Origin of the sequence: Pseudomonas brassicacearum, from assembly GCF_918698105.1 — a bacterium.
GTDB lineage: Bacteria > Pseudomonadota > Gammaproteobacteria > Pseudomonadales > Pseudomonadaceae > Aquipseudomonas > Aquipseudomonas brassicacearum_F.
The window spans coordinates 21191-39764 of the sequence record NZ_CAKKMI010000042.1; the positions used below are offsets into that span (position 1 = coordinate 21191).

Annotated in this window: 30 protein-coding genes; 29 read left to right on the top strand and 1 reads right to left on the bottom strand. The window is 56.7% G+C overall.

Annotation, left to right across the window (positions count from 1 at the left end; translation table 11 throughout):
- Positions 1-8 precede the first annotated feature (8 nt).
- The 29 genes from rplC (at position 9) to bfr (ending at position 15618) form a co-directional block, all read left to right on the top strand.
- Complete coding sequence (gene rplC, locus LQ215_RS17290) at positions 9-644, top strand: 50S ribosomal protein L3 (RefSeq protein ID WP_003186059.1); 636 nt, start codon at positions 9-11, stop codon at positions 642-644.
- A gap of 12 nt (positions 645-656) precedes the next feature.
- Positions 657-1259 (top strand): 50S ribosomal protein L4, encoded by a 603-nt coding sequence (gene rplD / locus LQ215_RS17295; protein ID WP_003186057.1) that lies wholly within the window; start codon positions 657-659, stop codon positions 1257-1259.
- Entirely contained in the window at positions 1256-1555 is a 300-nt protein-coding gene (rplW, locus tag LQ215_RS17300; protein WP_002555488.1) for a 50S ribosomal protein L23, read from the top strand. The genes rplD and rplW overlap by 4 nt, the downstream gene beginning before the upstream one ends.
- 14 nt (positions 1556-1569) lie before the next feature.
- Positions 1570-2394 (top strand): 50S ribosomal protein L2, encoded by an 825-nt coding sequence (rplB, locus tag LQ215_RS17305; RefSeq protein WP_003186055.1) that lies wholly within the window; start codon positions 1570-1572, stop codon positions 2392-2394.
- A 16-nt stretch (positions 2395-2410) separates the two neighbouring features.
- A complete protein-coding gene (gene rpsS, locus LQ215_RS17310; RefSeq protein WP_002555486.1) occupies positions 2411-2686 on the top strand; it encodes a 30S ribosomal protein S19 in 276 nt (91 codons plus the stop codon).
- 11 nt (positions 2687-2697) lie between these two features.
- The gene (rplV, locus tag LQ215_RS17315; RefSeq protein WP_003103908.1) at positions 2698-3030 is read left to right on the top strand and encodes a 50S ribosomal protein L22; all 333 of its coding nucleotides are present in this window, start codon (positions 2698-2700) and stop codon (positions 3028-3030) included.
- Between the two features lie 13 nt (positions 3031-3043).
- A complete protein-coding gene (rpsC, locus tag LQ215_RS17320; RefSeq protein WP_003176422.1) occupies positions 3044-3730 on the top strand; it encodes a 30S ribosomal protein S3 in 687 nt (228 codons plus the stop codon).
- 12 nt (positions 3731-3742) lie between these two features.
- Complete coding sequence (gene rplP, locus LQ215_RS17325) at positions 3743-4156, top strand: 50S ribosomal protein L16 (RefSeq protein WP_003186052.1); 414 nt, start codon at positions 3743-3745, stop codon at positions 4154-4156.
- Complete coding sequence (gene rpmC / locus LQ215_RS17330; protein ID WP_002555481.1) at positions 4156-4347, top strand: 50S ribosomal protein L29; 192 nt, start codon at positions 4156-4158, stop codon at positions 4345-4347. The genes rplP and rpmC overlap by 1 nt, the downstream gene beginning before the upstream one ends.
- A gap of 2 nt (positions 4348-4349) precedes the next feature.
- Entirely contained in the window at positions 4350-4616 is a 267-nt protein-coding gene (gene rpsQ / locus LQ215_RS17335; RefSeq protein ID WP_003194644.1) for a 30S ribosomal protein S17, read from the top strand.
- A 23-nt stretch (positions 4617-4639) separates the two neighbouring features.
- Complete coding sequence (rplN, locus tag LQ215_RS17340; RefSeq protein WP_002555479.1) at positions 4640-5008, top strand: 50S ribosomal protein L14; 369 nt, start codon at positions 4640-4642, stop codon at positions 5006-5008.
- An 11-nt stretch (positions 5009-5019) separates the two neighbouring features.
- Positions 5020-5334 (top strand): 50S ribosomal protein L24, encoded by a 315-nt coding sequence (rplX, locus tag LQ215_RS17345; RefSeq protein ID WP_186546713.1) that lies wholly within the window; start codon positions 5020-5022, stop codon positions 5332-5334.
- Between the two features lie 22 nt (positions 5335-5356).
- Entirely contained in the window at positions 5357-5896 is a 540-nt protein-coding gene (rplE, locus tag LQ215_RS17350; RefSeq protein WP_003186044.1) for a 50S ribosomal protein L5, read from the top strand.
- Between the two features lie 13 nt (positions 5897-5909).
- Positions 5910-6215, top strand: a complete 306-nt coding sequence (gene rpsN / locus LQ215_RS17355) for a 30S ribosomal protein S14 (RefSeq protein ID WP_003186042.1) — start codon at positions 5910-5912, stop codon at positions 6213-6215.
- Between the two features lie 210 nt (positions 6216-6425).
- The gene (gene rpsH, locus LQ215_RS17360) at positions 6426-6818 is read left to right on the top strand and encodes a 30S ribosomal protein S8 (protein WP_003186040.1); all 393 of its coding nucleotides are present in this window, start codon (positions 6426-6428) and stop codon (positions 6816-6818) included.
- 12 nt (positions 6819-6830) lie between these two features.
- Positions 6831-7364 (top strand): 50S ribosomal protein L6, encoded by a 534-nt coding sequence (rplF, locus tag LQ215_RS17365; protein WP_053125864.1) that lies wholly within the window; start codon positions 6831-6833, stop codon positions 7362-7364.
- Positions 7365-7374: 10 nt separating this feature from the next.
- On the top strand, positions 7375-7725 hold the full coding sequence (gene rplR, locus LQ215_RS17370; RefSeq protein WP_003186037.1) for a 50S ribosomal protein L18: 351 nt from the start codon (positions 7375-7377) through the stop codon (positions 7723-7725).
- Between the two features lie 3 nt (positions 7726-7728).
- The gene (gene rpsE / locus LQ215_RS17375; protein ID WP_003186035.1) at positions 7729-8229 is read left to right on the top strand and encodes a 30S ribosomal protein S5; all 501 of its coding nucleotides are present in this window, start codon (positions 7729-7731) and stop codon (positions 8227-8229) included.
- Between the two features lie 2 nt (positions 8230-8231).
- The gene (gene rpmD, locus LQ215_RS17380) at positions 8232-8408 is read left to right on the top strand and encodes a 50S ribosomal protein L30 (RefSeq protein WP_003186033.1); all 177 of its coding nucleotides are present in this window, start codon (positions 8232-8234) and stop codon (positions 8406-8408) included.
- A gap of 3 nt (positions 8409-8411) precedes the next feature.
- Positions 8412-8849 carry a 50S ribosomal protein L15 gene (gene rplO, locus LQ215_RS17385; protein WP_003186032.1) on the top strand — a complete coding sequence of 146 codons (438 nt, stop codon included), beginning with the start codon at positions 8412-8414 and terminating at the stop codon, positions 8847-8849.
- On the top strand, positions 8850-10178 hold the full coding sequence (gene secY / locus LQ215_RS17390; RefSeq protein WP_003186029.1) for a preprotein translocase subunit SecY: 1329 nt from the start codon (positions 8850-8852) through the stop codon (positions 10176-10178).
- A gap of 30 nt (positions 10179-10208) precedes the next feature.
- Positions 10209-10325: a 50S ribosomal protein L36 gene (gene rpmJ / locus LQ215_RS17395; protein WP_002555468.1), complete on the top strand. Its 117-nt coding sequence runs from the start codon at positions 10209-10211 to the stop codon at positions 10323-10325.
- A 130-nt stretch (positions 10326-10455) separates the two neighbouring features.
- Positions 10456-10812, top strand: coding sequence for a 30S ribosomal protein S13 (rpsM, locus tag LQ215_RS17400; RefSeq protein WP_003186020.1), 357 nt, complete (start codon positions 10456-10458; stop codon positions 10810-10812).
- A 30-nt stretch (positions 10813-10842) separates the two neighbouring features.
- Complete coding sequence (gene rpsK, locus LQ215_RS17405) at positions 10843-11232, top strand: 30S ribosomal protein S11 (protein WP_002555466.1); 390 nt, start codon at positions 10843-10845, stop codon at positions 11230-11232.
- 18 nt (positions 11233-11250) lie between these two features.
- Positions 11251-11871, top strand: coding sequence for a 30S ribosomal protein S4 (rpsD, locus tag LQ215_RS17410; protein ID WP_003176404.1), 621 nt, complete (start codon positions 11251-11253; stop codon positions 11869-11871).
- A 22-nt stretch (positions 11872-11893) separates the two neighbouring features.
- A complete protein-coding gene (locus LQ215_RS17415; RefSeq protein ID WP_003186012.1) occupies positions 11894-12895 on the top strand; it encodes a DNA-directed RNA polymerase subunit alpha in 1002 nt (333 codons plus the stop codon).
- Positions 12896-12937: 42 nt separating this feature from the next.
- On the top strand, positions 12938-13324 hold the full coding sequence (gene rplQ, locus LQ215_RS17420; RefSeq protein WP_003186009.1) for a 50S ribosomal protein L17: 387 nt from the start codon (positions 12938-12940) through the stop codon (positions 13322-13324).
- Between the two features lie 222 nt (positions 13325-13546).
- Positions 13547-14995 carry a catalase gene (locus LQ215_RS17425; RefSeq protein WP_230151665.1) on the top strand — a complete coding sequence of 483 codons (1449 nt, stop codon included), beginning with the start codon at positions 13547-13549 and terminating at the stop codon, positions 14993-14995.
- A 158-nt stretch (positions 14996-15153) separates the two neighbouring features.
- Positions 15154-15618, top strand: coding sequence for a bacterioferritin (bfr, locus tag LQ215_RS17430; RefSeq protein WP_230151667.1), 465 nt, complete (start codon positions 15154-15156; stop codon positions 15616-15618).
- 98 nt (positions 15619-15716) lie between these two features.
- On the opposite strand, the gene uvrA is transcribed toward bfr, so the two are convergent.
- On the bottom strand, positions 15717-18551 hold the full coding sequence (gene uvrA / locus LQ215_RS17435; RefSeq protein ID WP_230151669.1) for an excinuclease ABC subunit UvrA: 2835 nt from the start codon (positions 18549-18551) through the stop codon (positions 15717-15719).
- Positions 18552-18574 lie beyond the last annotated feature (23 nt).

An 18574-nucleotide genomic window follows, 5' to 3' on the forward strand; every position in this document is an offset into this window, starting at 1 on the left:
TTTACAACATGACTATTGGTGTAGTCGGTCGTAAATGCGGTATGACCCGTATTTTCACCGAAGAAGGTGTCTCCATTCCGGTCACGGTCATTGAGATCGAGCCGAATCGCGTCACCCAGTTCAAAACTGAAGAGACCGATGGCTATCGTGCAGTGCAAGTCACTGTCGGCGAGCGTCGCGCTTCGCGTGTAACAGCAGCTCAGGCTGGCCACTTCGCCAAGGCGAACGTTGCCGCTGGTCGTACCGTAATGGAATTCCGCCTTGAAGAAGGCGAGTACCAGGCCGGCGATCTGATCAACGCTGAAATCTTCGCCGCTGGCCAACTGGTTGATGTAACCGGTCAGTCCAAGGGTAAGGGTTTCCAGGGTACGATCAAGCGTTGGAACTTCCGCGGGCAAGATAACACCCACGGTAACTCCGTATCCCACCGCGTTCCAGGCTCTATCGGCCAGTGCCAGACTCCTGGTCGTGTATTCAAGGGCAAAAAAATGTCCGGTCATATGGGCGCTGAGCGCGTGACCGTGCAGTCCCTCGAAGTAGTGCGCGTGGACGCTGAACGCAATCTGTTGTTGGTCAAGGGCGCTGTTCCTGGCGCTACTGGCGGCAACTTGGTTGTACGTCCAGCAGCCAAGGCTCGCGGTTAAGGGGAAGCTGACATGCAATTAAATGTAAATGACGCTCAAGCGATCGAAGTTTCCGAACTGACATTTGGCGGCGAATTCAACGAGACGCTGGTTCACCAAGCAGTCGTGGCCTACATGGCCGGCGGCCGTCAAGGTAGCAAGCAGCAAAAGACCCGTTCCGACGTTTCCGGTGGCGGCAAGCGCCCATGGCGTCAGAAAGGTACTGGCCGTGCTCGTGCCGGTACTATCCGTAGCCCAATCTGGCGTGGCGGCGGTACCACTTTCGCAGCTCGTCCTCAGGATCACTCCCAGAAGCTGAACAAGAAGATGTATCGCGCAGCAATGCGTTCCATCCTTGCTGAGCTGGTGCGTACTGATCGTCTGGTCGTGGTTCAGGACTTCGCTGTTGAAGCACCGAAAACCAAAGATCTGCTGAACAAGCTGAACGGCATGGGCCTGACTGACGTCCTGATCGTGTCTGACGCTGTTGATCAGAACCTGTACCTGGCTGCTCGCAACCTGCCACACGTCGACGTTCGTGACGTGCAAGGTTCCGATCCGGTCAGTCTGATCGCATACGACAAGGTGTTGATCACCGTGTCGGCCGTGAAGAAATTCGAGGAGCTGCTGGGATGAACCAGGAACGCGTATTTAAAGTTCTGCTTGGCCCGCACGTTTCCGAGAAGGCTACGGTTCTGGCAGACAAGAAAGGCCAGTTCGTTTTCAAGGTTGCTACCGACGCAACCAAGCTGGAAATCAAGAAGGCCGTCGAAAGCCTGTTCAGCGTGAAAGTAGAGCGCGTGACTACCCTGAACGTTCTGGGTAAAAGCAAGCGCACTGCTCGCGGTCTGGGCAAGCGTAATGACTGGAAGAAGGCAGTTATCTCCCTTCAGCCAGGCCAAGATCTCGATTTCAGCAGCAGTGCTGAGTAAGGAAGGGGTGCATCATGGCAATCGTTAAATGCAAACCGACTTCCCCTGGCCGCCGTTTTGTGGTCAAGGTGGTCAACCAGGAGCTGCATAAAGGCGCTCCTCACGCACCGCTGCTCGAGAAAAAATCGAAGTCTGGTGGTCGTAACAACAATGGCCGTATTACCACTCGTCACATCGGTGGTGGTCATAAGCAGCATTATCGTCTGGTCGACTTCCGTCGCAACGACAAGGATGGCATCGCTGCCACCGTCGAGCGTATCGAATACGATCCAAACCGTACTGCTCACATCGCTCTGCTGCTGTACGCAGATGGCGAGCGTCGCTACATCATCGCCCCTAAAGGCGTGAGTGCTGGCGACCAGCTGATCGCAGGTGCCCTGGCACCGATCAAGCCGGGCAACGCTCTGCAACTGCGTAACATTCCAGTTGGTAGCACCGTACACGGCATCGAATTGAAGCCAGGTAAAGGCGCACAGATCGCTCGTTCCGCTGGTGCTTCGGCTCAGCTGATCGCTCGTGAAGGTGTCTACGTGACCCTGCGTCTGCGTTCTGGTGAGATGCGTAAAGTATTGGCTGAATGCCGTGCGACCCTGGGCGAAGTCTCGAACTCCGAGCACAGCCTGCGTTCGTTGGGTAAAGCTGGTGCCAAGCGCTGGCGTGGCGTTCGCCCAACCGTTCGTGGTGTTGCCATGAACCCGGTTGACCACCCACATGGTGGTGGTGAAGGTCGTACCTCTGGTGGTCGTCATCCGGTATCGCCATGGGGCTTCCCGACTAAGGGCGCGAAGACTCGTGGTAATAAGCGTACCGACAAAATGATCGTCCGTCGTCGCAAGTAAATAGAGGGATACGACAGTGCCACGTTCTCTGAAAAAAGGTCCTTTTATTGATCTTCACCTACTGAAGAAGATCGAAGTGGCGGCGGAAAAGAACGATCGCAAACCAGTTAAAACCTGGTCGCGTCGTTCGATGATCCTGCCACAAATGGTCGGTTTGACCATCGCAGTACACAACGGTCGCCAACACGTCCCAGTTCTCGTGAACGAAGACATGGTCGGCCACAAACTGGGCGAGTTCGCCGGTACCCGCACATACCGTGGGCACGTGGCTGACAAGAAAGCCAAGCGTTAAGGGGTAAGGAAATGGAAGTAGCCGCTAAGTTGTCGGGCGCTCGAATCTCCGCCCAGAAAGCCCGCTTGGTCGCCGACCAGATCCGCGGGAAGAAGGTGGGCGAAGCGCTCAACCTGTTGGCTTTCAGCAGTAAGAAAGCCGCCGAGATCATGAAGAAAGTGCTGGAGTCGGCCGTAGCCAACGCCGAGCATAACGAAGGCGCAGACGTTGATGACCTGAAGGTCAGCACCGTTTTCGTCAACGAAGGGCGTTCGCTGAAGCGCATCATGCCACGTGCCAAAGGCCGTGCTGATCGCATCGTCAAGCGGTCTTGCCATATCACTGTCAAGGTTGCTGACAAGTAACGGAGTCGAAGAGATGGGTCAGAAAGTACATCCCATTGGCATTCGCCTGGGAATCGTCAAGGAGCACACCTCCGTCTGGTACGCAGACGGTCGGACTTATGCGGACTACTTGTTCGCTGATCTGAAGGTGCGTGAGTATCTCCAAGACAAACTAAAAAGCGCGTCCGTAAGCCGTATCGATATCCATCGTCCGGCGCAGACTGCACGTATCACCATCCACACCGCTCGTCCAGGTATCGTTATCGGGAAGAAAGGTGAAGATGTTGAGAAACTGCGTCAGGACCTGACCAAGCAAATGGGTGTGCCTGTGCACATCAATATCGAAGAGATCCGCAAGCCGGAGCTCGACGGTATGCTGGTTGCGCAGAGCGTAGCTCAGCAGCTGGAGCGTCGCGTAATGTTCCGTCGCGCTATGAAGCGCGCTGTACAGAACGCAATGCGCATTGGTGCCAAGGGCATCAAAATCCAAGTGAGCGGTCGTCTCGGCGGTGCTGAAATCGCACGTACTGAATGGTATCGCGAAGGTCGTGTGCCACTGCACACCCTGCGTGCCGACATCGACTATGCCAACTACGAAGCTCACACCACCTACGGTGTGATCGGTGTAAAGGTTTGGATCTTCAAAGGCGAAGTAATTGGTGGTCGCCAAGAAGAACTGAAGCCACAAGCACCAGCGCCTCGTAAAAAAGCTGCTAAGTAAGGGGTACGCCAAATGTTGCAACCAAAGCGTACGAAGTTCCGCAAGCAAATGACCGGTCACAACCGTGGCCTGGCATTGCGCGGTAGCAAAGTCAGCTTCGGCGAGTTCGCGCTGAAGTCTGTTGCTCGTGGTCGTCTCACCGCTCGTCAGATCGAGTCAGCGCGTCGTGCTCTGACCCGTCACGTAAAACGTGGCGGCAAGATCTGGATCCGTGTATTCCCGGACAAGCCTGTCACCAAAAAGCCACTCGAAGTTCGGATGGGTAAAGGTAAGGGTAACGTGGAGTACTGGGTTGCCCAGATTCAGCCAGGCAAAGTCCTGTATGAAATCGAGGGTGTTTCTGAAGAGCTGGCGCGTGAGGCTTTCGCCCTGGCTGCTGCAAAGCTGCCGCTCGCCACCTCCTTTGTTAAACGGACGGTGATGTGATGAAAGCGAATGAACTTCGTGAAAAATCAGCACAGCAGCTGAACGAGCAACTGCTCGGCCTGCTGCGCGACCAGTTCAATCTGCGTATGCAGAAAGCAACTGGCCAGTTGGGGCAGTCTCATCTGCTCTCGCAAGTTAAGCGTGACATCGCTCGCGTGAAAACTGTGCTCAACCAGCAGGCAGGTAAGTGATCATGGCTGAAGCCGAAAAAACTGTCCGTACGCTGACTGGCCGTGTTGTCAGCGACAAGATGGACAAAACCATCACCGTTCTGATCGAGCGTCGCGTTAAGCACCCGATCTACGGTAAATACGTTAAGCGTTCGACTAAGCTGCACGCGCACGACGAAACCAATCAGTGCCACATCGGCGACAAAGTCACTATTCGTGAAACTCGTCCGATGGCCAAGACCAAGTCTTGGGCGCTGGTTGATGTTCTCGAACGCGCTGTGGAAGTCTAAGGGCTAGGGGTCGGAGAAATTATATGATTCAGACTCAATCCATGCTCGATGTGGCCGATAACAGCGGCGCTCGCCGTGTTATGTGCATCAAGGTGCTGGGTGGCTCCCATCGTCGTTACGCTGGTATCGGTGACATCATCAAGGTTACCGTCAAGGAAGCAATTCCTCGCGGTAAGGTGAAAAAAGGCCAAGTGATGACTGCTGTCGTAGTCCGCACTCGCCATGGCGTTCGTCGTGCTGACGGCTCCATCATCCGCTTTGATGGCAACGCTGCTGTTCTGTTGAACAACAAGCAAGAGCCGATCGGCACCCGTATCTTTGGGCCAGTGACCCGTGAACTTCGTACTGAGAAGTTCATGAAGATCGTCTCGCTCGCCCCAGAAGTGCTGTAAGGAGATCCGACATGCAAAAGATTCGTCGTGACGACGAGATCATCGTGATCGCCGGCAAAGACAAAGGTAAGCGCGGTAAGGTGCTTAAGGTTCTCGCTAACAACCGTCTGGTTGTTGGCGGTCTGAACCTGGTCAAGCGTCATACCAAGCCTAACCCGATGTCGGGCGTGCAGGGCGGTATCGTCGAAAAAGAAGCTCCGCTGGATGCTTCTAACGTCGCCATTTTCAACGGCGAAACCAACAAGGCTGACCGCGTTGGTTTCAAAGTAGAAGACGGCAAGAAAATTCGTGTCTTCAAGTCGACCCAAAAAGCGGTTGATGCTTGAACACTGCTAGGTAGATGAGACCATGGCACGACTAAAAGAGATTTACCGGAAGGAAATCGCACCGAAACTTAAGGAAGAACTTAAGCTTTCGAACGTGATGGAAGTTCCGCGCGTTACCAAAATCACCCTGAACATGGGTCTGGGCGAAGCGATCGGCGACAAAAAAGTCATCGAGCACGCTGTTGCCGACCTGGAAAAGATCACCGGTCAGAAAGTCGTCGTGACTTACGCTCGGAAATCCATCGCTGGCTTTAAAGTCCGTGAAGGTTGGCCGATCGGCGTCAAAGTGACCCTGCGCCGTGAGCGTATGTATGAGTTCCTGGATCGTCTGCTGTCGATCTCCCTGCCTCGGGTTCGCGACTTCCGCGGCCTGAATGCCAAGTCCTTCGATGGTCGTGGCAACTACAGCATGGGCGTTAAAGAGCAGATCATTTTCCCGGAAATCGATTACGACAAGATCGACGCTCTCCGCGGTCTGGACATTACCCTGACCACCACTGCTCGGACGGATGACGAAGGTCGCGCACTGCTGCGCGCTTTCAAATTCCCGTTCCGCAACTGATTGGAGTAGGAAAATGGCCAAGAAGAGCATGAAGAACCGTGAGCTGAAGCGTCAGCTCACCGTTGCCAAGTACGCCACCAAGCGTGCAGCGCTGAAAGCTATCATCGTTGATCTGAACGCAAGTCCAGAAGCGCGTTGGGAAGCTACCGTAGCCCTGCAGAAGCAGCCACGTGACGCAAGCGCCTCGCGCATGCGTAACCGCTGCCGCCTGACTGGTCGTCCGCACGGCGTGTACCGCAAGTTCGGCCTCGGCCGTAACATGCTGCGTCAAGCTGCAATGCGTGGTGACGTTCCAGGTCTGGTTAAAGCCAGCTGGTAAGCACTGTCAAAGTCGCGGCGTTCGGGATCGCAAGATCCTGACCGCCGGTGACCTTGAACTTGAATCAAGCCCCTATTGGGGCTTGATTCATTTGTGGGGTGTGTCTAGAATACCCGGCTCGCCTGAGCCCGTGTGTTTATTGCACGGATGCGCTCGGCGACACGTACTAGCCGAAAGGCTAATTTTTTGTGTATTAGGAGCGTCTAGCCCATGAGTATGCAGGACCCGTTAGCGGACATGCTAACTCGTATCCGTAATGCCCAGATGGCTGAAAAGTCCGTCGTAAGCATGCCATCTTCTACGTTGAAGGTAGCTGTTGCCAAAGTCCTGAAGGACGAAGGTTACATTGCGGGTTATCAGATCAGCAGCGAAATCAAGCCTCTGCTGTCCATCGAGCTGAAGTACTTCGAAGGCCGTCCGGTCATCGAGGAAGTGAAGCGCGTTAGCCGTCCAGGCCTGCGTCAGTACAAGTCCGTCGATGATCTGCCAAAAGTTCGTGGCGGTCTCGGTGTGTCTATCGTCTCCACCAACAAGGGTGTGATGACGGATCGTGCTGCGCGCGCTGCCGGTGTCGGCGGCGAAGTTCTTTGCACTGTGTTCTAAGGGGGGATAAGCATGTCACGCGTCGCTAAGAACCCCGTTAAGCTGCCAGCCGGTGTCGAAGTCAAATTCGCAGGCCAACAGCTTTCGGTGAAGGGTGCCAAGGGCACTCTGCAACTGAACATCCATTCGTCCGTAGAGATCGTTGAAGAAGCTGGTGAGCTGCGTTTCGCTGCTCGCAATGGCGATCAACAGACTCGCGCAATGGCTGGTACCACTCGTGCGTTGGTAAACAACATGGTCCAAGGCGTAAGCCAAGGCTTCGAGCGCAAGCTCCAGCTGGTCGGTGTTGGTTACAAAGCGCAAGCAAAAGGCACAGTGCTGAACCTGGCTCTTGGCTTCTCGCACCCAGTGGATTATGAACTGCCGGAAGGCATCACCGCTGAGACTCCTAGCCAGACCGATATCCTGATCCGGGGTATCGACAAGCAGCTGGTAGGTCAAGTGGCCGCCGAGATCCGCGACTTCCGTCCACCAGAGCCGTACAAAGGCAAAGGTGTGCGCTACGCGGACGAAGTCGTCCGTCGTAAAGAAGCCAAGAAGAAGTAGGGCATAGCAAATGACCGACAAAAAAGTTACTCGACTGCGTCGCGCTCGCAAAGCACGCCTGAAAATGCACGAACTCGAAGTCGTGCGTCTCTGCGTGTTCCGCTCGTCGCAGCACATCTACGCCCAGGTCATTTCGGCCGACGGCAACAAAGTCCTGGCAAGTGCCTCGACTTTGGATAAAGAACTGCGTGATGGCGCCACTGGCAACATCGACGCGGCCACTAAGGTTGGCCAGCTGGTCGCTACGCGTGCTAAAGCCGCTGGCGTCTCGCAGGTGGCTTTCGACCGCTCTGGCTTCAAGTACCACGGCCGCGTCAAGGCGCTGGCTGATGCTGCTCGTGAAGCTGGGCTGGAGTTCTAAGTTATGTCAAATAACGACCAAAAGCGCGACGAAGGCTACATCGAGAAGCTGGTTCAAGTTAACCGCGTAGCCAAAACCGTTAAAGGCGGCCGTATCTTCACTTTCACTGCGTTGACCGTAGTGGGTGATGGTAAAGGCCGTGTTGGCTTCGGCCGTGGCAAGTCGCGTGAAGTGCCTGCTGCGATCCAGAAGGCAATGGAAGCTGCTCGCCGCAACATGATCCAGGTTGATCTGAACGGCACCACTCTGCAGTACGCAATGAAGTCTGCCCATGGCGCTTCGAAGGTGTACATGCAGCCTGCTTCTGAAGGTACCGGTATCATCGCTGGCGGCGCTATGCGTGCTGTCCTCGAAGTTGCTGGCGTTCAGAACGTTCTGGCCAAGTGCTACGGATCGACTAACCCGGTAAACGTGGTTCACGCCACTTTCAAGGGTTTGAAAGCAATGCAGTCTCCTGAATCCATTGCCGCCAAGCGTGGCAAAAGCGTCAAGGAGATCTTCTGATCATGGCTACCGTAAAAGTTACGCTGATCAAAAGCATGACCGGCCGCATCCCTAACCACAAACTGTGTGTTAAGGGTCTGGGTCTGCGTCGCATCGGTCACACTGTAGAAGTCCTGGATACTCCCGAGAATCGCGGGATGATCAACAAGGCTTACTACATGCTGCGTGTCGAGGGTTAATCGATGAAACTCAATGATCTGAGTCCAGCGCCGGGTTCCCGTCGCGAAAAGCATCGTCCGGGCCGTGGTATCGGTAGTGGTTTGGGCAAGACCGGTGGCCGTGGCCACAAAGGTCAGACCTCCCGCTCCGGTGGCACCATTGCTCCAGGCTTTGAAGGCGGTCAACAGCCGCTGCATCGTCGCCTGCCGAAGTTCGGTTTCGTTTCCCTGAAAGCCATGGATCGCGCAGAAGTGCGTCTGTCCGAACTGGCCAAAGTGGACGGCGACATCGTCACCGTGCAGTCCCTGAAGGATGCCAACGTGATCAACCAGAACGTTCAGCGTGTGAAAATCATGCTGTCGGGCGAAGTTGCTCGTGCTGTCACCATCGGAAAGGGAATCGGCGCCACCAAAGGTGCGCGTGCGGCTATCGAAGCAGCTGGCGGCAAGTTCGAGGAATAAATGGCTAAGCAAGGTGCTCTCTCTGCGCTCGGCAAAGGCGGTATGTCTGAACTCTGGGCTCGTCTGCGTTTTCTGTTCCTGGCGATTATCGTCTACCGAATAGGCGCACACATCCCGGTTCCAGGTATCAACCCGGACCGACTCGCGGACCTGTTTCGACAGAATGAGGGGACCATTCTTAGCTTGTTCAACATGTTTTCCGGCGGCGCGCTGGAGCGGATGAGCATCTTTGCACTGGGGATCATGCCGTACATTTCGGCATCGATCATCATGCAATTGATGAGCGCCGTCAGCCCGCAGCTGGAGCAGTTGAAGAAGGAAGGTGAAGCTGGCCGTCGCAAGATCAGCCAGTACACCCGCTACGGCACTGTCGTCCTCGCTCTCGTTCAAGCCATTGGCATGTCCATCGGCTTGGCGGGGCAGGGCGTTTCGTTCACTGCTGACTTCAGCTTTCATTTCGTTGCGGTAACCACTTTTGTGGCGGGCGCGATGTTCATGATGTGGCTGGGTGAGCAGATTACTGAGCGTGGTGTTGGCAACGGTATCTCGATGTTGATCTTCGCAGGTATCGTCGCCGGTCTTCCGAGAGCGATCGGGCAGTCTTTCGAGTCTGCGCGTCAGGGTGATATCAACATTTTCGCCCTGGTTGCCATCGGTCTGCTGGCAGTAGCGATTATCGGTTTCGTGGTGTTCATCGAGCGTGGTCAGCGTCGTATTGCTGTTCACTACGCCAAGCGTCAGCAGGGCCGCAAGGTATTTGCTGCGCAGACTAGCCACTTGCCGTTGAAGGTGAACATGGCCGGCGTAATTCCGGCTATTTTCGCGAGCAGCATCCTGCTGTTCCCGGCTTCGTTGGGTGCCTGGTTCGGCCAGTCTGAAGGTATGGGCTGGTTGCAGGACATCTCGCAGTCGATCGCTCCTGGTCAGCCGTTGAATATTCTGCTGTTTAGTGCAGGGATTATTTTCTTCTGCTTCTTCTATACGGCGTTGATGTTCAATCCGAAAGACGTAGCGGAAAACCTGAAGAAGTCCGGTGCCTTTATTCCGGGCATCCGTCCAGGTGAGCAGTCTGCGCGCTACATTGATGGCGTTCTGACTCGCTTGACCATGTTCGGTGCTCTTTACATGACGGCCGTCTGTCTGTTGCCCCAGTTCCTGGTGGTTGCGGCAAACGTACCGTTCTACCTTGGCGGGACCTCGTTGCTGATCGTGGTCGTGGTTGTGATGGACTTCATGTCCCAAGTACAATCGCACCTCGTTTCGCACCAGTACGAATCCCTGATGAAGAAAGCCAACCTGAAGGGCTACGGCAGCGGCATGTTGCGCTGAGTAGCGTCCATAAGGTTCGAGGAGTTGGTGATGAAAGTTCGTGCATCGGTGAAAAAGCTGTGCCGTAACTGCAAGATTATTCGCCGCGAAGGTGTTGTTCGGGTAATTTGCAGCGCGGAACCGCGTCACAAACAGCGCCAAGGCTGAGTGTGATTGTGCTTTAAGCCCGGCAGCTAGTGCGCTGCCGGGTTGATTATTTGTTATTACAGCGATATTATCTCGCGCCCTATTTCTTGGCTTCCGGGGCGTAGGTAGCTGTCAATTGGAGTCCCACTGAATGGCCCGTATTGCAGGCGTCAACATTCCAGATAACAAGCATACTGTTATCTCGCTGACCTACATCTATGGTGTTGGTCGCACTACTGCACAGAAAATTTGTGCAGTGACTGGGGTCAACCCAGCGGCAAAGATCAAAGATCTGAGCGACGAGCAGATTGAACAGCTGCGTGGCGAAGTGGCGAAGTTCACCACTGAAGGTGACCTGCGTCGCGAAATCAACATGAAAATCAAGCGCTTGATGGACCTCGGTTGCTATCGCGGTCTGCGTCATCGTCGTGGTCTGCCAGTACGCGGTCAGCGTACCAAGACCAACGCGCGTACCCGTAAAGGTCCGCGTAAGCCGATCCGCAAGTAATCGCCCCAGCGAATCGACAGGAATTTAATCATGGCAAAACCTGCTGCTCGTCCTCGTAAAAAAGTTAAAAAGACAGTGGTTGATGGCATCGCCCACATCCATGCTTCTTTTAACAACACCATCGTGACCATTACCGACCGTCAAGGTAACGCTCTTTCCTGGGCTACCTCCGGTGGTTCGGGTTTCCGCGGTTCCCGCAAGTCCACCCCGTTCGCTGCTCAAGTAGCTGCTGAGCGTGCTGGTCAAGCTGCGCTGGAATACGGCCTGAAAAACCTCGACGTCAACGTCAAGGGTCCAGGTCCAGGTCGTGAATCCGCAGTCCGCGCTTTGAACGGCTGTGGCTACAAGATCGCCAGCATCACCGACGTGACGCCAATCCCGCACAACGGGTGCCGTCCGCCGAAGAAGCGCCGCGTGTAATCCAGGAGATTGTAAAGAATGGCTCGTTACATTGGTCCAAAATGCAAACTCGCTCGTCGCGAAGGCACCGATCTTTTTCTGAAGAGCGGCGTGCGCGCGATCGAATCGAAGTGCAACATTGAAGCAGCACCTGGTATCCACGGCCAACGCCGCGGTCGCCAGTCCGACTACGGTACCCAACTGCGTGAAAAGCAGAAGGTCCGTCGTATCTACGGCGTTCTCGAGCGTCAATTCAGCGGCTACTACAAAGAAGCTGCTGGCAAGAAAGGCGCAACCGGCGAAAACCTGTTGCAGCTGCTCGAATGCCGCCTGGACAACGTTGTATACCGTATGGGTTTCGGTTCTACTCGTGCCGAATCCCGTCAGCTGGTATCGCACAAGTCGATCAGCGTTAACGGCCAGACCGTAAACGTTCCGTCCTACCAGGTTCGTGCTGGTGACGTGGTTGCTGTTCGCGAGAAAGCAAAGAACCAACTTCGCATTGTCCAAGCTCTCGATCTGTGTGCCCAACGTGGCCGCGTAGAATGGGTAGAAGTAGACACTGAGAAGAAGTCGGGCGTTTTCAAGAACGTTCCTGCTCGCAGTGATCTGTCCGCCGACATCAACGAAAGCCTGATTGTCGAGCTCTACTCCAAGTAAGGGCTAGAAAATAGGTGCATCCATGCAGATTTCGGTAAATGAGTTCCTGACACCCCGCCATATTGATGTGCAGGTTGTCAGTCCAACCCGCGCCAAGATCACACTCGAGCCTCTCGAGCGTGGTTTCGGCCACACCCTGGGCAACGCGCTGCGCCGCATCCTGTTGTCCTCAATGCCCGGCTGTGCAGTAGTCGAGGCCGAGATTGACGGTGTGCTCCACGAGTACAGCGCCATCGAAGGTGTACAGGAAGATGTAATTGAAATCCTGTTGAACCTTAAAGGTCTGGCTATCAAGCTGCACGGTCGTGACGAAGTTACGCTGACCTTGTCGAAGAAGGGTTCGGGGGTGGTTACCGCTGCCGATATTCAGCTGGATCATGATGTCGAGATCGTTAACCCCGATCACGTAATCGCTAACCTGGCGTCTAACGGCGCCCTGAACATGAAGCTCACCGTAGCTCGTGGTCGTGGTTATGAACCGGCAGACTCGCGTCAGAGCGATGAAGACGAAAGCCGCAGCATCGGTCGCTTGCAGCTTGACTCTTCGTTCAGCCCGGTTCGCCGTATCGCATACGTGGTGGAAAACGCCCGTGTCGAACAGCGTACCAACCTGGACAAGCTGGTTATTGATCTGGAAACCAACGGTACCCTGGATCCTGAAGAGGCTATCCGCCGTGCTGCAACCATCCTGCAACAGCAGTTGGCTGCGTTCGTCGACCTCAAAGGTGACAGTGAGCCAGTGGTTGTCGAGCAGGAAGACGAGATCGATCCGATCCTGCTTCGCCCGGTTGACGATCTGGAACTGACTGTACGTTCGGCTAACTGCCTTAAGGCGGAAAACATCTACTACATCGGCGACCTGATTCAGCGTACCGAAGTAGAGCTGTTGAAGACTCCGAACCTTGGCAAGAAATCCTTGACTGAAATCAAGGACGTTCTGGCCTCCCGCGGTCTGTCCCTCGGCATGCGCCTCGACAACTGGCCGCCTGCAAGTCTTAAGAAGGACGACAAGGCGACTGCCTGATCGTCGTAATCACCGAACGTTGTGTTTGGTAAGGAATGAACCATGCGTCATCGTAAAAGTGGTCGTCACCTGAGCCGCACCAGCTCGCACCGCAAGGCCATGTTCCAAAACATGGCGGTGTCGCTGTTCGAGCACGAGCTGATCAAAACTACACTGCCGAAAGCCAAAGAACTGCGTCGCGTTGCTGAGCCGCTGATCACTCTGGCCAAGACAGATAGCCTGGCTAACCGCCGTTTGGCTTTCGACCGTACTCGTTCGAAAGCTATCGTTGGTAAGCTCTTCAACGACCTGGGCAAGCGTTACGCTACCCGTGAGGGTGGCTACCTGCGCATCCTCAAGTGCGGTTTCCGCGCTGGCGACAACGCGCCTATGGCGTACGTCGAGTTGGTTGATCGTGCTACCAGCGGTGAAGCTGTATCCGCTGAGTAAGTCGGCAACATACAAAAAACCGGGCCTTGTGCCCGGTTTTTTGTTGCCTGAAAAAAGTAGATGAGCCGTTTTGGATGGCTTGGTGATCGGCAAGTATTCAGCGTTAGATAAAGACTATCGATGTCCATGATTTAATGAATTTGGATACTGTCATTAACATGATCAATACTCCTTGCCAGCCGATTAGCCGGCAGTTCGAAGACCGACCTAGGAAGATTGAGCATGAGCCAGACCAAAACGCTTACGACCGCCAGTGGCGCTCCTGTCGCCGATAACCAGAACTCTCGTTCCGCCGGCCCGCGCGGCCCGTTGCTGCTCGACGACTTTCACCTGATCGAGAAGCTTGCTCACTTCAATCGCGAGAACATCCCTGAGCGTCGCGTGCACGCCAAAGGCTCGGGCGCCTACGGTACATTCACCGTTACCCGGGACATTACCCAGTACTCCAGCGCCAAGTTGTTCGAATCGGTTGGCAAGCAGACGCCCACCTTCCTGCGGTTCTCCACCGTGGGTGGCGAGCGTGGTTCGGCCGACACTGAACGCGACCCGCGCGGCTTCGCCCTGAAGTTCTACACAGAGGAAGGCAACTGGGACATCGTCGGCAACAACACGCCGGTATTCTTCATCCGTGATCCGTTGAAGTTTCCAGACTTCATCCACACCCAGAAACGTCTGCCGCAAAGCAATCTGAAAAGCGCCCAGGCAATGTGGGATTTCTGGTCGCATTCGCCTGAGGCGTTGCACCAGGTCACCATTCTGTTCTCTGATCGCGGTATTCCGGATGGCTACCGCCACATGCACGGCTTCGGCAGTCACACCTACAGCCTGATCAACGCGCAGGGTGAGCGCCACTGGGTGAAATGGCACTACAAGACCCAGCAAGGGATCAAGAACCTCGCGCCGGCAGAGGCAGCACGCCTGGCGGGTACCGACCCGGATTACGCCCAGCGTGACTTGTTCGGCGCCATCGAGCGCGGTGACTTCCCGAAATGGAGCGTTTGCATCCAGGTCATGACCGAGGCCCAGGCCGCGGCGCATTACGAGAATCCGTTCGACGTCACCAAGACCTGGTCGCAGAAAGAATTCCCGTTGATCGAAGTGGGTATGCTCGAGCTCAACCGCAACCCGCTGAACTACTTTGCTGAAGTCGAGCAGGCGGCGTTTGGCCCGAGCAACATGGTGCCAGGGGTTGGCCTCTCGCCGGACCGCATGCTGCAGGGCCGTGTCTTCGCCTACGCTGATGCGCACCGCTACCGTGTGGGCACCAATCACCAGCAATTGCCGGTGAATGCACCACGTAGTCCGGTCAACACTTACCAGCGTGACGGCGCCATGGCGTTTGGCAGCAATGGCGGGGCGGCACCGAACTACGAGCCTAACCGCTACGTGGAGGCACCGAAGCAGGCTCCGCGCTATGCAGAACCGGCATTGGCCCTCAGTGGCGCGGCGGACCGTTACGATCATCGCGAAGACACCGACTACTACAGCCACGCCGGTGCGCTGTTCCGCTTGATGAACGATGAGCAGAAAGCGCTGTTGATCAGCAATATCGCGGGTGCGATGGCTGGCGTATCGCAGGATGTGGTTGACCGTCAGTTGCAGCATTTCTTCAAGGCCGATGTTGCCTATGGAGAAGGCATCGCCAAAGCCTTGGGTGTAGCGCTTAACTAAGTCTAAACGAGAAGCAGAACCGCCCGCATTAGGGCGGTTTTTGCGTTATTTACCCTGGTTTTCTCAGATTTTCTTCGCTTTTATTGCGATGAGCCAGTGACCTTGCGGTCAGCTTGGTTCAAACTACAACCTTTAAAAGCTTGTGGAGATGTAGGGCGATGCAAGGTCACCCAGACGTAATCGATTACCTCAACACGTTGCTGACAGGCGAACTGGCAGCCCGTGATCAATATTTCATCCATTCGCGGATGTACGAGGATTGGGGGTTTACCGAGCTCTACGAACGTATCAACCACGAGATGGAAGAAGAGACCCAGCACGCCGATGCGCTGATGCGCCGGATCCTGATGCTCGAAGGCACGCCACGCATGCGCGCCGATGACCTCGACGTCGGTACCACGGTGCCCGACATGCTCGCCGCCGACCTGCGCCTGGAATACAAAGTCCGCGCTGCGCTGTGCAAAGGCATCGAGCTCTGCGAGCAGCATGGCGACTATGTGACCCGCGAGATCCTGCGGATCCAGCTCAACGACACCGAAGAAGACCATACCTACTGGCTGGAGAAGCAGTTGGGCCTGATCAAGCTGGTCGGGTTGGAAAACTACCTGCAATCGCAGTTCTGATGCGGTCATTGTGGGAGCGAGCAAGCTCGCTCCCACAGGAGAACAAAAAGCCCCTGCCATCGATGAGATGACAGGGGCTTTTTCGTGCGCGGGTGAAATCAGTCCCGATCACGTTCCAGCAGTGGCTTGAGGTAGTAGCCGGTGTAGGACTGCTTCATCTCGGCCACTTGTTCCGGCGTTCCTACGGCGATGATCTGGCCACCCTTGGAGCCGCCTTCCGGCCCGAGGTCCACCAGCCAGTCAGCGGTCTTGATCACGTCCAGGTTGTGTTCGATCACCACCACGGTATTGCCGTGGTCGCGAAGGCGGTGCAGCACGTCGAGCAATTGCTGGATATCGGCGAAGTGCAGGCCTGTGGTCGGCTCGTCGAGGATATACAGGGTCTTGCCGGTGTCGCGCTTGGACAGCTCGCGCGACAACTTGACCCGCTGGGCTTCACCACCCGACAGCGTGGTTGCCGACTGCCCCAGCTTGATATACGACAGGCCGACATCCATCAGCGTCTGGAGCTTGCGCGCCAGGGCCGGCACCGCGTCGAAGAACCCTCGGGCCTCCTCGATGGTCATCTCGAGGGTTTCGTGGATGTTCTTGCCCTTGTACTTGATCTCCAGGGTCTCGCGGTTGTAGCGCTTGCTCTTGCACACATCACACGGCACGTAGATGTCTGGCAGGAAGTGCATTTCCACCTTGATCAGGCCATCGCCCTGGCAGGCTTCGCAGCGCCCGCCCTTGACGTTGAACGAGAAACGCCCGGGGCCGTAGCCACGCGACCGGGACTCCGGCACGCCGGCGAACAGTTCGCGGATCGGTGTGAACAACCCGGTATAGGTCGCCGGGTTGGAACGCGGGGTACGGCCAATCGGGCTCTGGTCGATGTCGACCACTTTATCCAAGTGCTCCAGGCCCTTGATGCTGTCGTGGGCGGCCGCTTCCAGCGTCGTGGCGCCGTTCAGGGCCGTGGCGCTGAGGGGGAACAGCGTGTTGTTGATCAGCGTCGACTTGCCGGAGCCGGACACGCCGGTCACGCAGGTCAGCAGGCCGATCGGGATTTCCAGGTCGACGTTGCGCAAGTTGTTGCCGCGAGCACCCTTGAGGGTCAGCGACAACTTCTTGTTGCGCGGCGTACGTTTGGCCGGGACCTTGATCTTGACCCGGCCCGACAGGTATTTGCCCGTCAGCGAGTCAGGGTGTGCCATGACTTCGGCGGCGGTGCCCTGGGCGACGATATGCCCGCCATGCACGCCCGCGCCCGGGCCGATGTCGACCACGTAGTCCGCCAGGCGGATGGCGTCTTCGTCGTGCTCGACCACGATCACCGTGTTGCCGATGTCCCGCAGGTGCTTCAGGGTGCCGAGCAGCCGGTCGTTATCCCGCTGATGCAGGCCGATGGACGGCTCGTCGAGGATGTACATCACCCCCACCAGGCCGGCGCCGATCTGGCTGGCGAGGCGGATACGCTGGGCTTCGCCGCCGGACAAGGTGTCGGCGCTGCGATCGAGGGTCAGGTAGTCCAGGCCGACGTTCACCAGGAACTGCAGGCGCTCGCGGATTTCCTTGAGGATCTTGTCGGCGATTTCGCCTCGACGGCCGGTGAGCTTCAAGCCGCCGAAATAATCGGTGGCGTCGCCAATCGGCAGGTTGGTCACCGCCGGCAGCGTTTTCTCGCCGACCCATACATGCCGCGCTTCGCGCCGTAGACGGGTGCCACGGCAATCCGGGCAGGGCTGGGTGCTGAGGAACTTGGCCAGTTCTTCGCGCACACTGGCCGATTCGGTCTCGCGGTAGCGTCGCTCCAGGTTCGGCACGATGCCTTCGAACGGGTGGGAGCGCTTGACGATGTCGCCGCGGTCGTTGAGGTATTTGAAGTCGACATTCTGCGAGCCGCTGCCCTGCAGGATGAATTTCTGCTGATCGGCGGGCAGCTCGTTGAACGGCTTGTCCAGGCTGAACTTGTAATGGGCCGCCAGCGAACCGAGCATCTGGAAGTAATAGACGTTGCGCCTGTCCCAGCCGCGAATCGCGCCTTCGGCCAGGGTCAGCTCGCCATTGACCAGCCGCTTGGTGTCGAAGAACTGCTTGACCCCCAGGCCGTCGCAGGTCGGGCAGGCGCCAGCCGGGTTGTTGAAGGAGAACAGCTTGGGTTCCAGCTCGCTGATGGCGTGGCCGCAGACCGGGCAGGCGAAGCGCGCGGAGAAGATGATTTCCTCGCCGGGCTCGTCGTCCATCGGTGCGACCAGGGCGATGCCATCGGCCAGCTTCAGCGCCGTCTCGAAAGACTCGGCCAGGCGCTGTTGCAAATCGGCGCGGACCTTGAAGCGGTCGACCACTACATCGATCGAATGCTTCTTCTGCTTATCCAGCTTGGGCAGTTCGTCCAGCTCGCACAGCTTGCCGTTGACCCGGGCCCGCACGAAGCCCTGGGCGCGCAGTTCTTCGAAGACCATCAGGTGTTCGCCCTTGCGCTCGCGAATCACTGGTGCCAGCAGCATCAGCTTGCTGCCTTCCGGCTGGGCCAGCACCAGGTCGACCATCTGGCTGACGGTCTGGGCTTCCAGGGGAATGTCGTGATCGGGGCAACGGGGAATACCGACCCGCGCATACAGCAAGCGCAGGTAGTCGTAGATCTCGGTGATGGTGCCGACCGTCGACCGGGGGTTATGGGAGGTCGACTTCTGTTCGATGGAAATGGCCGGCGACAGGCCTTCGATGGTGTCGACATCGGGTTTTTCCATCATCGACAGGAACTGCCGGGCGTAGGCCGACAGCGATTCGACATAGCGTCGCTGGCCTTCGGCGTACAACGTGTCGAAGGCCAGGGATGATTTGCCGGATCCGGACAGGCCGGTGATGACGATCAGCTTGTCCCGTGGCAGGGTCAGGTCGATGTTCTTCAGGTTGTGGGTACGGGCCCCACGAATCAGGATCTTGTCCAAAGTGGCCTCGCTCGGCGGGCGTC